The organism is Saccharothrix mutabilis subsp. mutabilis, assembly GCF_039521145.1.
Taxonomy (GTDB): domain Bacteria; phylum Actinomycetota; class Actinomycetes; order Mycobacteriales; family Pseudonocardiaceae; genus Actinosynnema; species Actinosynnema mutabilis.
The window spans coordinates 64,898-76,551 of the sequence record NZ_BAAABU010000019.1 but is presented as its reverse complement, the minus strand read 5'-3'; the positions used below and the strand labels follow the sequence as shown (position 1 = coordinate 76,551).

Below are 11,654 nucleotides of genomic sequence, written 5' to 3'. Positions count from 1 at the left end.
TCAGTCGAACACCAACTCGGCCCACACGACAGTGCTCCCCGGTTTGGCCAACACGCCCCAGCGTGAGCATAGTGCGTCCACCAGCAGCAGTCCCGCGCCGCGATCCCAACCGTCGAACCGCGTCAACGGCGCATCGCGCACGGCGACCACCAAGACCTCACGGACCTCGTCCACGCCCAGTCGCACCACGTAAGGAGGCGACGCGTACCGGCGGGCGTTGTCCAGCAGTTCACCGACGACGACGCCGATGACCACACGGTCGCGGTCGAGCCAGCCGTCGAGCTGGTCGGCCAACCACCGCGCGACCTCCTCGTCCGAGGGGGCGTCCCCCTCCTCGATCACGAGCGCCACGGATTCGGGGGTCACCGGCCTGCTTCCCCCGTCTTCGTCCACAGTGGACACCACCTCTCCCCGGACGCCTTGTCCCATCCTGGTGGCAACAGGCCTCGGGGAACCTTGCGATCGCCTTGCGAAACGCCGTGCTCCCGCAGCGGACCCGATCGTCAGCCAGTCGTCAGATGCATCCCCGGCTCCTTCGCGGAGGATGGCGTGGACACCGCAGGAACAGGGGCACACCGTGACCTATGAAGAGTTCAGCACCGATCCGCTGGTCAAGGACACCGTGACCCGGCTCGCGGCCGAGTTCGGCGGACGCGTGCCGCGCAAGGTGGTCCTCAGCACCGTCGCCGACGCCCGCCGCGACCTCGAAGGCCAGATCGTGCCCGAGGCGATCGGCGAGATGCTGCACCGCCTGGCCCACCACCGCCTGGGCACACTGCCGTCCGGGGCGAACCGATGAGCCGGACGGTCCGCGTGACGCTGACCCGATCGGTCCCGACCGACGCGGACGCCGTCTTCGAAGTGATGACCGACCTGGACGACGTGTCGGTGTGGCTCCCGGCGGGCCTCGACGTCGACCGCTACGGGCCCGACCTGGTGCGCCTGTGGATCGGGCGCGGCGGCGTCCACCACATCGTCGAACGCCGCGTGGACGTCGACTGGGAGTCGCGCCGCATCACGTGGGGCACAGCGGGCGCCAGCTACTCCGGCACCGCGCGGGTGTTGCACATCGCCCCCGGCCGGAGCGCCGTCACCGCCCAGGTCGAACTCCACCACGCCACCCACCGCGCGACCGTCGAGACCTGGCTGCACCACGCGCTGGACGGCCTCGCCGAAGCGGTGGCCGCCGAGCACGACTGCGCGCCGTGGTGGGCGGGCACCGTCCTGACCTGAAAACGCGAACCAGAGGGCGAAGGCCGACGCCCCCGGTCACTGCGCCGGCGTGGCCTTGTGGACGGTGAACGGTGTTCCCTGCTGGCACGTGGTCGCCTGGTCCGGCTCCGGCGTGCCCTCCACGACGACCCGGGCGCCCGCGCGAACCACCTGGGGATCGCCGCCGAGCAGGAGGTACTGCCCCCGGTCGGTCATCAACACCAGGCACCCCGGCTCGACACCGGCCACGACCTCACCACGCAGCGTGGTCGTCGCCGGCCCGGTCGTCGTCGGAGGGAGAGCCGTGACGGCAGGGGGCGAGGTGCTCGACGGGGCGTCGGGTGGGTCGTCGGGACCGCCGCAACCGGCAAGGACGGCCACGGTGGCGACCGTCACGCCGAACCCACGGACACGAGACCGCCGCGAGCCGGCCCGCCCGACCATGATCGCGAGCATTCCCGACAGCCGGCGGCTGGTCTTCACCACCGCGGTCCTGTACCCGCGCGTCACAACAGCACCCATCTCACCCACCCCTCGACGCTCACACGCCGCGACCTCGATCCTCAGCCCGCTGAGCTGCCCCGTCAACCGCCCCGCGGACACGCTCCTCCACGTCGTTGACGCGCAGGCTCACCGGCGAACTCAGCGCGAGCCACTGACCGTTCCCGCGAGCGACGATCGCTCACACCGGGGTCCGGGGTGCTTGGCCCTCGTCGCCGTGCCGGGCGCGGGCCGCGCGGGCCCGGGTGCGGTCCAGCAGCCGGATGGCCGGGGTCGCGGTGACGCCGTGCAGCAGGATCGACCCGACCACCACCAACGCGACGACCCGCCAGATGGCTCGGGCGTCGGCGAAGTCGCCGGCGTCGAGGGCGTAGGCGACGTAGAACAGCGACCCGATCCCGCGCACGCCGAAGAACGAGATGACCAGCCGCTCCCGCGGACCGGTCCCGCCGCGCGCCAAGCCGACCAGGCCGGTCAACGGGCGCACCACCAGCAGCACCGCCACGGCCACCAGCACCTCGCGCCACCCCGTGCCGACCAGCAGCCCGGTGACCACCGCCCCACCCAACAGAAAGATGATCAACACCGTCAGCATGCGTTCGAGCTGCTCGACGTACTGGTGCAGCACGCGGTGGTACCCGTGGGACCGCTCACCCGCCCGGATCGTGCACGCGCACACGAACACCGCGATGAACCCGTACCCCTCGGCCAACTCGGTCAGACCATAGGCCAGGAACGTGCAGGCCAACGCGACGAAACCCTCCGCGTGCTCGGCCAACCGGAACTTCTCCGACGGCGCGGAGAAGAACAACGCCCGCAACGCCCACCCGGTCAGCAGGCCGACCAGCAGACCGCACCCCAGCCGCCACAGCACGTCCACGGCCAGCCAGTGCGGCAACCACTCCCCCGGCGCGGCCCCGACCACGCTGATCGCGATGGCGGCGTAGGTGAACGGGAACGCCAACCCGTCGTTGAGCCCGGCCTCGGAGGTCAGCGCGAACCGCGCCTCGTCCTCGGTCGAGCCCGGGTCGTCCGGGTCCTCCGCGGGCTCGGCCACCTGGACCTCGCTCGCCAGCACCGGGTCGGTCGGCGCGACCACCGCCGCCAGCAGCACCGCCGACGCCACGCCCCAGCCCAGGACGCCCCACCCCAGCACCCCGACCGCCACCACCGACAGCGGCATCGTCACGGCCAGCAACCGCCACGTCGTGGACCAGCGCCGCAGCCCCACCGGCCGGTTGAGCGCCAACCCCGCGCCCATCAGCGACACGATCACGCACAGCTCCGTCAGGTGCAGCGTGGCCACGCCGTACCGGACCGGGTCCGGGTCGGGCAACGACCCCACGACGGCGAACGTGACCGCGCCCGCGGCCAGGAACACCATCGGCATCGACACCGGCAACCTGCCCAGCACCCGCGGCAACAACGCGGCCAGCAGCGTCGCGACCCCGACACCGGCGTAGGCCAGGGCGGTCCCACCCACGAAACGGCTCCTCTCCGGCCCGGTCCACACCGGACCCGCCGACGTCGGGTACCCGATCCCGGGCGCCGACCACCCGATGTCGCGTGCGGAGCGCCACCCGGCGCGTTCGGCCGCACGACCGGTGTCGCCGCCGGCTTCGCGGATCCGCGGCCCGGAGGTCGCAGGTCCCGGGCCGGTGGTGACCTCCTGCCCTGACCCGAGGTCCACCGCCACGGGCAGCCTGGGACCACTCGCCCCCGCCAGGCACCGGTCACGCCGGGCCGGCGGAACCACGTGAGGGGGTGCCGGGTCATGGTTGACCGCGTCATCGTCGGCGTCGACGACTCCCCCGCCGCGACGGCGGCGCTCGCCTGGGCGGCCGGGGAAGCACGGCTGCGCGGCGCGGAACTGGTCGCGTGCACGGTCCTGGACCGACACGGCCTCTCCAGCGCGGGGCAGGCACGGCCTTCCGGGGAGGAGGCCGCCGGCGGTGTCCCGGTCGTCACGCGCCGGCTGCGCGGCGACCCCGCCGCCGAACTGATCGCCGCCGCCGCGGACGCGGACCTGCTCGTGGTCGGGTCGCGCGGACGGGGCCGGCTCACCGGGCTCGTGCTCGGATCGGTCAGCCGAGCCTGCCTGGCACACGCGCCGTGCCCGGTGGTCGTGGTGCGCCCCGGGTTCGAGCGGGCGCCGCTGCGTCGACGGGTCGTCGTGGGCGTGGACGGTTCCGACCACGGCCGCCGGGCGCTGCGCGTCGCGGCCGAGGAAGCCGCGCTGCGCGACGCGACCCTGGTCGTGGTGAACGCCGTGCACTGGGACCACACCGGCGCCGAACTGCTGACCCCGACCGCCGAGCAACTCGCCGAGTGGGGCGACCGGCTCCTCACCGCCGACCTCGCGGCGACCGGCGTCCCGGGCACACCCGTCGTCGAACACGGCCGCGCCACCGACGTGCTGGTCCGGCACAGCACCGGGGCCGACCTGCTCGTGCTGGGCTCGCGCGGGCACGGCCCGCTGGCCGGGACGCTGCTGGGCTCCACCGGCGAGCACTGCACCCAGCACGCCCACTGCCCCGTCATGATCACCCACTCGGGTGATGCGCAGCGGTCCGACCAGCGGACTTCGCCGACCGTGCGGGGCGAGGCGACGTGCTGACCACGCCGGTTTCCCCGCCGGCGCTCCCCTCCTCCGCCGCCCACCAGAGCCTGGCGGCCCACGAGGTGGCGTTGTTGCTGGAGACCGACCCGCTCCGCGATCAGTGGTTGTGGCGGATGACGGGCCAGTCGATGTCGGTGTCGGCCACCTTGTTGAGGTAGTTGGTCAACACGTTCAGGGCGACGTGGGCGACGACCTCGGCGATCTCGCCGTCGGTGAGGCCCGCTTCCCGAGCGGCCTTCAAGTCGGCGTCCTCGACGCCGCCCCGCGTGCGCAGGATCTCGGCGGCGAGGGTGAGCGCGGCCTGCGCCGTGGTGTCGGTGGCCAGGCCGGTGCGGGCGCGATCGGCTTCGCCGGCGTCGAGCTTGGCGACGTTGGTGGCGATGTAGGTGTGCGCCGACACCCGTTGCTTCCGTGCACACGCGACGCGAAGTGAAGCGCTAGGCAAGACCCAGGCAACGGGCGAGGTGCGTGGCCCACCAGCGCAACTGCGGCTCGGAAGTGGTGGCAGCCTCGCCGGTGAGCCCGGCGCTGCGGCGGAACGCCGAGCCGTACAGGGGCTCGGTGGCGAGGGCCTGGTGCAGGGCGGCCACGGCGAGGCGGGTGTCCTCCACGGGGACGGCCGCCGCATCGGGTCGCAGCGCGTGCAGCACCTCCACCACCGGGTCGAGCATCCCCGATCCCTCGTCCCGCCAGCCGGCGCCGTGCAGCGCCACGGCCAGTTCGCCGTAACCACGGCGGTAGAACACCGCCAGGCCGTCGACCAGGTCGGCGAGGTCGGCACCACGGTCGAGCCACGAACGCAGCACCTCGTGCACCCCGGCCCGGACCTTCCGCCCACCGTGGCGCAACAGCGCTTCCAGAAGTCCGTCACGCCCGCCGAAGTGGTGGTTGACCCCAGCGTCGGTCATGCCGACGCGAGCCGCGACGACCCGGACCTGAACGGCGGCCACACCACCTTCGGCCAGCAGCCTCTCGGCGGCGTCCAGGATCACGCGCCTCGCCTCGTCCGGAGGACGACGCACCCTGGGACCTGTCACGGGGCCGACCATACCTTGCAGGGCCAAGGTACGGTGGGGTTGCCTTGACAGCACAAGGTCGGGGAGGCGAGATGGCCGACGCCACCGCTCACCGGGCACGGCGGATCACCCGTCCCGACGCGGTCCTGCACGGGGAGGAGGTGGGCGTCGGGCCGACCGTGCTGCTCCTCCACGCCGGCGGTGAGCGTCGCCGGGTGTGGCGGCCGGTCGTCGACGTCCTCGTCCCGGCGGGGTTGCGGTGCGTGGCCTTCGACCTGCGCGGCCATGGTGACAGCAGCGGCGCACCGCGGGCACTGCAGCCCTACGCGGACGACATCGCCGCCATGATCCGCGCCGAACCACGGGGGTGCGTGGTCGTCGGCGCCTCGCTGGGCGGGCTCGCCGCCATCGCCGCCCTGGGCGAACCCGCGGTGCGGACGAAGGTGGCCGGCCTGGTGCTCGTGGACGTCGTACCCGACCTCGAACCGCACCGGGTCCGGAACTTCCTCGCCACTCACGGACGGTCCGGCACCTACGCCGACCTCGTCGACGACATCCTCGCCCGGGTGCCGGCCCTGCGGAGGATCACCGCGGGACTCCACCTTCCCGTCCTGCTCGTCCGCGGCGACGACGGGTCGTCGATCACCGACGACGACGTCGAACGGTTGCGGCGCCTGGCCCCGCACGCCACGGTCGCCCGCATCCCCGACGCCGGACACCTCGTCGCCCGCGACCAACCCGTGGCGCTGGCCTGGGCCATCGCCGGCATCACCGCCGAGTGGCAGGCACCCGCGCACGGTGCGCGTGCTCAGCGGACGACGGGGTCGGCGGCGGGCGATCGCTGAGCGGCGTGCGGGTTTCCCCGCGTCGCCCGCCGATGTCCTCCGAATCCCACCGCCGCGACCAACATCGCGAATAAGCTCGCAGCCCGGGTTCGGCGCGGCACGAGCGGTGGGGTGTGGACGGTGGCGACGGAAGGCGCTCGCTCTGCCGTGATCGTGGCCACGGGCGAGTACGCCGACCCCACGCTGCGCCGCCTGCGCGCACCCGCCCACGACGCCGCCGACATGGCCGACGTCCTCGAAGACCCACGCATCGGCGGGTTCTCCGTACGACGCCTGGTCGACCGCCCGCACCACGAGGTGAAAGTGGAGGTCGAACGGCACCTCGCGGCCCGAACCGCGGGCGAGCTCGTCGTGGTCTACCTGTCCTGCCACGGCATACTCGATCGGCGCGGCCGGCTGTACCTGGCCACCACCGACACCGACCGCGACCTGCCCGCGTCCACGTCCGTGGAGGCGGACTGGCTGCGCGAACGGCTGGAGGACTGCCCGGCCGACCAGGTCGTGATCCTGGACTGCTGCTTCGGCGGCGCCTACGCCGCGACCAAGGGCGGAACCGAGGTGGACCTCGACCGCCGGTTCCTCGGCAACGGCCGAGGCCGGGTCGTGCTGACCGCCTCACGGGCCTGGGAGTACTCCTTCGAGGGAACCACACTGGTCACCGACGCGCCGGTCCGGTCGGTCTTCACCGCGGGACTGGTCGACGGGCTGCGCACCGGTCGCGCCGATCGCGACGGCGACGGGTACGTCACCGTGGACGAAGCGTTCCTCTACGCCTCCGAGCACGTCGCCGCCGGCGGAGGCGACCAAACCCCCCAACGGTGGGCGTACGCCGCCGAAGGCGCACTCGTGCTGGCCCGCAACCCGGGCCGGGTCGTGGTCACGCCCGATCCCGCCCGACCCGACGGCGCGCTGCCGGGCATCATCCGCACCTGGCGGACCGTGACCGCGGGGTACGACGTCCAGCAGGTCAACACCGGCATCGTCGAACTGACCGCCGCGATGGCCGCGTCCCCGGCCCCGACCGCCCCGTTCTTCCCGATCGTCGGTCGCGGCGCGACCGGCTACGACCGGGAACAGGTCGACGCCTACGTCCTGGCGCACCGACCCGAGCCCACCACCTTCACCGAAGGCCTGCGGACCCTGCTCCGCGACAACGGACGCCTGCTCGCCGACAGCCCGCCCCTCGCCTCGGACGCCGCCGCACTGCGCCTGCGCGGACGCGTCCGGTCGACCGCGGCCGTGCTGGCCAGGGTGCTGCTGCGCAACTCCCTGCTACCCGGGCGGCGGGCCTGGGCGTTCTTCACCACCGAGGAGATAGCGCTGCACGCCGGCGGGTGGACCACGGTGCCCTACCGCGACGTGGGCGCGCTGCGGGTGACAGTCGAAATCTCCCAGGAGCTGTACGCCGAGGACATGTTCACCGCGTTCGAACGCAAGTCCAGGCTGACCATCGACTTCGCGGACAACACGCGCGTACTGCCCAGCCAGCCCGTCTCACTGGTCAACGACGCCCTCTTCGCCCACCTCGTCCACGGCGTCCAAGACCTGAGGAAGACCCACGCGCAGGAGTTCGACCCGCGACCACCACAGCCGTAACCGGCCGGTCGGGCGGACCCGAGGCCCGCCCGACTCCGCGACGACCGCATCCGCACAATCACGCCGAGACGAACGGCTCCGTCAGGTGCGGTGTCGCCAGGTGCAGCGTGGTGCCGGCCCCGCGGCTGAACATGCGTTTCCGCGAGTGCCTGGCCGCCTCGGGGTCCATCTCGTGCGCGTAGGCCAGCTCGGGGTGGAGCAGTTGCAGCGCGTGCACCAGGAGGTCGCCCGTGATGAGCACCAGGTCGCGCCCATCGGCGACCAGCACGCTCTGATGGCCGGGCGTGTGACCCGGTGTGGCGACCGTGCGGCCGGCGCGCAGCGGCGTGTCCCCGTCGAGCAGGCGCAGCCGTCCGGCGGCCTGGAGCGGATCGGTCAACGCCTCGCGCAGTTGCGGGTTGAGCACGTCGATGGCCTCGAACTCGGCCCGCTGGAGCAGGTAGTCGGCGTTCGGGAAATAGGGGCGGCGGTCGCCCGGTGCGCCGCCACCGGACGGAACGGCCGCCTCGGACACGACCGCCCACCCGACGTGGTCGGTGTGCAGGTGCGTGATCACCACCGTGTCCACCTCGGCCGGGTCGATGCCCGCCGCGGCGAGCGACTCGGGGAGCACGCCGGGCACGGGGGCCCACGAGGCAGCCGGACTGTCCGCGGGCCCGATCCCGGCGTCCACGACGGTGACGCCCTTGTCGCTGCGGATCGCGAACGCCCGGAACCGCAGCCACCAGCGGCCCTCCGCGTCGACCGAGCCCGGGTCGTAGCGGTCGGCCTCGGCCCACTGCGCGGCCGTGGCGTCGGGGAACGCCTCGACGCGCGGGGAGAAGAACGGGCCTTCAGCGTCGGCAAGGGCGATGACCTCGGTCGCGCCGAGCCGGAGGCGCGGGACGCCGAGCGACGTGACCGCGCTGCCCGGCTCAGGCTCGGTGCGACGCTGTTCCCAGCGCTGGATGATCCGCTCGGCGGTGGCCAGGTCGATGCGGTCGAACCTGCCGTCCTGACGTCCCCGGTGCCAGTCCTCGCGGACGTAGCTCGGCTGCCAGCCGGTGCCCGGAAGGTAGCGCTGCTCCCGTTCGATGCCGCTGGGAGCCTCCCAGGTCCGCAGCAACCCGGTCGGGTCGTCCGCTGTGTTCCCCCAGTCCACCCACGCGAAGTAGGTGTACGTCCGTCCGTCCTCTTCGTGCACTTGCCCACTCCCCCCTCGACCCAACGCCTCCGGGCGCTTGTCATGAGCGTAGAGGAGACGGAACAAGCTGCAATTCAGTATGCACTGAAATTATCGTGACGAAAGTATCAACCCTCGCCGCCCCCGTGGGCGATGATCCCGGACGAGCCGAACCTAGCGTGCGTCCGACCGGGGTTCCCGGTCGGACGCACGCAACACCGTCAACGTCCGGACAACACCAACTTCGAAGCCACATAAGGAACTTCGGTGCTCGCGGTGTCCCCGCCGCGGATCGTGCGGACCCACACGCGGATCGCGTCCACCAGCACGATCACCACCAGCAGCGCGAAGACGGCCGCCAGCACACCGTCCACAGTGGAGTTGGTGATGATGGACTGCATCTGGTCCGCGTTCTTCGCCGGCGCCAGCACCTGGCCGTTCTCCAGCGCAGCGGCGTACTTCTCGCGCTGCGCGAAGAACCCGAGCTTCGGGTCCGCGCTGAACACCTTCTGCCAGCTCGCGGTCAGCGTCACCGCCGCGTCCCAGGCCAGCGGCACGGCCGTCACCCACACCCACTTCAGCCGGCCGCTCTTGATCAGCAACGTCGTGCACACCGTCAACGCGATGGCCGCCAGCAGCTGGTTCGCGATACCGAACAGCGGGAACAGCTGGTTGATGCCGCCCAACGGGTCGCTCACGCCCACGTACAGGAAGTAGCCCCACGCCAGCACGACCAGCGCGCTGGTGATCCACAGGCCCGGCCGCCACGAGACCCGGGCGAACGGCTTCCACACGTTGCCCAGCGCGTCCTGGAGCATGAACCGGCCGACCCGCGTGCCCGCGTCCACCGTGGTCAGGATGAACAGCGCCTCGAACATGATCGCGAAGTGGTACCAGAACGCCTTCATCGCGTCACCGCCGATCATGCCGGAGAAGATCTCCGACATGCCCACCGCGAACGTCGGCGCGCCACCGGTCCGGGCCACGAGGGTCGATTCCTGCACGGCCGCCGCCGCGGACTGCAACTGCTCGGGCGTGATCGTGAAGCCCAGCTGCCCCACGGCCGCCGACGCCGACTGCACCGTCGTGCCGACCACCCCGGCGGGCGAGTTCATCGCGAAGTACAGGCCCGGGTCGAGCAGGCACGCCGCGATCAGGGCCATGACCGCGACGAACGACTCCGCCAGCATCGCCCCGTAGCCGATGAGCCGGACCTGCGACTCCTTCTGGATCAGCTTCGGCGTCGTGCCGGAGGCGACCAGCGAGTGGAAGCCCGACAGCGCGCCGCACGCGATCGTGATGAACACGAACGGGAACAGCGACCCGGCGAACACCGGCCCGGTGCCGCTGAACGCGAACTCCGTGAACGCCGGCGTCTTGAGCACCGGCGTCGTCACCAGCACGCCGACCGCGAGCAGCACGATCGTGCCGACCTTCATGAACGTCGACAGGTAGTCGCGCGGCGCGAGCAGCATCCACACCGGCAGCACCGACGCGACGAACCCGTAGCCCACCAGCCACAGCACGAGCGTCTTGGGCTCCAGCGTGAAGAACGCCGCCCAGCTCGACGACTGCACCCAGCCGCCCGCCACGATCGCGACCAGCAGCAGCGCCACGCCGATCACGCTGGTCTCCAGCACCCGGCCGGGCCGGAGCACCCGCTGGTAGAAGCCCATGAACAACGCGATCGGGATGGTCATCGCGATGGAGAACGTCCCCCACGGCGACTTCGCCAGCGCGTTCACCACGACCAGCGCCAGCACCGCCAGCAGGATGATCATGATGGCGAACACGCCCACCAGCGCAGCCGCGCCGCCCACCGGGCCGATCTCGTCGCGGGCCATCTGCCCGAGGCTGCGGCCGTCGCGCCGCATCGAGAAGAACAGCGTCACCATGTCCTGCACGGCGCCCGCGAAGATCACGCCGACGATGATCCAGATCGTGCCGGGCAGGTACCCCATCTGGGCGGCCAGCACCGGCCCGACCAGGGGTCCGGCGCCGGCGATCGCGGCGAAGTGGTGTCCGAACAGGACCCGCCGGTCGGTGGGCTGGTAGTCGACGCCGTCGTCCAGCCGTTCGGCGGGCGTGGCGCGCGTGTCGTCCACGCGCAGCACGCGCCGCGCGATGAACCGGGCGTAGAAGCGGTAGGCGATCGCGTAGGAGCCCAGCGCCGCGGCGACCAGCCAGACCGCGGACACCTCCTCCCCCCGCGACAGCGCCAGCACCGCCCAGGCGACGGCGCCGACGATCGCGACCGCGGACCACACCGCGATCTTCTTCACGTTCATGGATCTCCTTCAACAGGGCGGAAAAGGGCGTGCGTCATCGCGCCGACTGTCCACAGGCGACGGTCAGTGTCCGGGAAGGGCTAGGCCAGTCGGCCCATGCAGGCGCGCAGGCCCGCGTCGGGTGGCAGGTCGGTGGTGAACCAGCGGATCGGGCCGACCCGCCGGCAGCGCACCGCCACGTCGCGCCCGGCCAGGTGGGCGGCGGCGGTCGGGTGGGCGTAGACCGCCCCGGACGGGGTCGCGTCCAGCGGGCGCGCCCGCGCGGGCAGGCGGGCCCGGCGCAGCGCGCGCACCGAGAACTCGCCGGAATCCGCGCAGCACAGGCCCGTCACGTGCCAGTCGACGAGCACCACCTCGTCCGGGCGCAGGGCCTCGCGCGCCGAAGTGTCCAGTCGGAAGGTCACAACGCCCCCT

13 protein-coding genes are annotated in these 11,654 nt (G+C 72.4%); 5 read left to right on the top strand and 8 right to left on the bottom strand.

What is annotated here, in order from left to right; all coding sequences use genetic code 11:
* A complete protein-coding gene (locus ABD126_RS29675; RefSeq protein ID WP_343937283.1) occupies positions 1 to 402 on the bottom strand; it encodes an ATP-binding protein in 402 nt (133 codons plus the stop codon).
* 175 nt (positions 403 to 577) lie between these two features.
* Between ABD126_RS29675 and ABD126_RS29670 the strand changes: the two genes are divergently transcribed.
* Together ABD126_RS29670 and ABD126_RS29665 are read left to right on the top strand one after the other, a co-directional pair.
* Positions 578 to 799 carry a hypothetical protein gene (locus ABD126_RS29670; protein WP_343937282.1) on the top strand — a complete coding sequence of 74 codons (222 nt, stop codon included), beginning with the start codon at positions 578 to 580 and terminating at the stop codon, positions 797 to 799.
* Positions 796 to 1,233, top strand: a complete 438-nt coding sequence (locus ABD126_RS29665) for an SRPBCC family protein (RefSeq protein WP_343937281.1) — start codon at positions 796 to 798, stop codon at positions 1,231 to 1,233. The genes ABD126_RS29670 and ABD126_RS29665 overlap by 4 nt, the downstream gene beginning before the upstream one ends.
* A gap of 36 nt (positions 1,234 to 1,269) precedes the next feature.
* On the opposite strand, the gene ABD126_RS29660 is transcribed toward ABD126_RS29665, so the two are convergent.
* Entirely contained in the window at positions 1,270 to 1,734 is a 465-nt protein-coding gene (locus tag ABD126_RS29660; protein WP_343937280.1) for a hypothetical protein, read from the bottom strand.
* A 160-nt stretch (positions 1,735 to 1,894) separates the two neighbouring features.
* The gene (locus ABD126_RS29655) at positions 1,895 to 3,196 is read right to left on the bottom strand and encodes a cation:proton antiporter (RefSeq protein ID WP_343937279.1); all 1,302 of its coding nucleotides are present in this window, start codon (positions 3,194 to 3,196) and stop codon (positions 1,895 to 1,897) included.
* Between the two features lie 291 nt (positions 3,197 to 3,487).
* On the opposite strand from ABD126_RS29655, the gene ABD126_RS29650 reads away from it, so the two are divergent.
* On the top strand, positions 3,488 to 4,330 hold the full coding sequence (locus ABD126_RS29650; protein ID WP_343937278.1) for a universal stress protein: 843 nt from the start codon (positions 3,488 to 3,490) through the stop codon (positions 4,328 to 4,330).
* Positions 4,331 to 4,430: 100 nt separating this feature from the next.
* Here the strand turns inward: ABD126_RS29650 and ABD126_RS29645 are convergent, their stop codons facing one another.
* Together ABD126_RS29645 and ABD126_RS29640 are read right to left on the bottom strand one after the other, a co-directional pair.
* On the bottom strand, positions 4,431 to 4,733 hold the full coding sequence (locus tag ABD126_RS29645; RefSeq protein WP_343937277.1) for a carboxymuconolactone decarboxylase family protein: 303 nt from the start codon (positions 4,731 to 4,733) through the stop codon (positions 4,431 to 4,433).
* Positions 4,734 to 4,770: 37 nt separating this feature from the next.
* Complete coding sequence (locus tag ABD126_RS29640; RefSeq protein ID WP_343937276.1) at positions 4,771 to 5,370, bottom strand: TetR/AcrR family transcriptional regulator; 600 nt, start codon at positions 5,368 to 5,370, stop codon at positions 4,771 to 4,773.
* Between the two features lie 71 nt (positions 5,371 to 5,441).
* Between ABD126_RS29640 and ABD126_RS29635 the strand changes: the two genes are divergently transcribed.
* Entirely contained in the window at positions 5,442 to 6,194 is a 753-nt protein-coding gene (locus tag ABD126_RS29635; protein WP_343937275.1) for an alpha/beta fold hydrolase, read from the top strand.
* A 147-nt stretch (positions 6,195 to 6,341) separates the two neighbouring features.
* Positions 6,342 to 7,790 (top strand): caspase family protein, encoded by a 1,449-nt coding sequence (locus tag ABD126_RS29630; RefSeq protein ID WP_343937274.1) that lies wholly within the window; start codon positions 6,342 to 6,344, stop codon positions 7,788 to 7,790.
* A gap of 58 nt (positions 7,791 to 7,848) precedes the next feature.
* Here the strand turns inward: ABD126_RS29630 and ABD126_RS29625 are convergent, their stop codons facing one another.
* The 3 genes from ABD126_RS29625 to ABD126_RS29615 all read right to left on the bottom strand — a co-directional run bounded on the left by ABD126_RS29625 (position 7,849) and on the right by ABD126_RS29615 (position 11,644).
* Complete coding sequence (locus tag ABD126_RS29625; RefSeq protein ID WP_343937273.1) at positions 7,849 to 8,973, bottom strand: MBL fold metallo-hydrolase; 1,125 nt, start codon at positions 8,971 to 8,973, stop codon at positions 7,849 to 7,851.
* 200 nt (positions 8,974 to 9,173) lie between these two features.
* Positions 9,174 to 11,240, bottom strand: coding sequence for a carbon starvation CstA family protein (locus ABD126_RS29620; RefSeq protein WP_343937272.1), 2,067 nt, complete (start codon positions 11,238 to 11,240; stop codon positions 9,174 to 9,176).
* Between the two features lie 80 nt (positions 11,241 to 11,320).
* Entirely contained in the window at positions 11,321 to 11,644 is a 324-nt protein-coding gene (locus ABD126_RS29615; RefSeq protein ID WP_343937271.1) for a hypothetical protein, read from the bottom strand.
* Between the last annotated feature and the right edge of the window lie 10 nt (positions 11,645 to 11,654).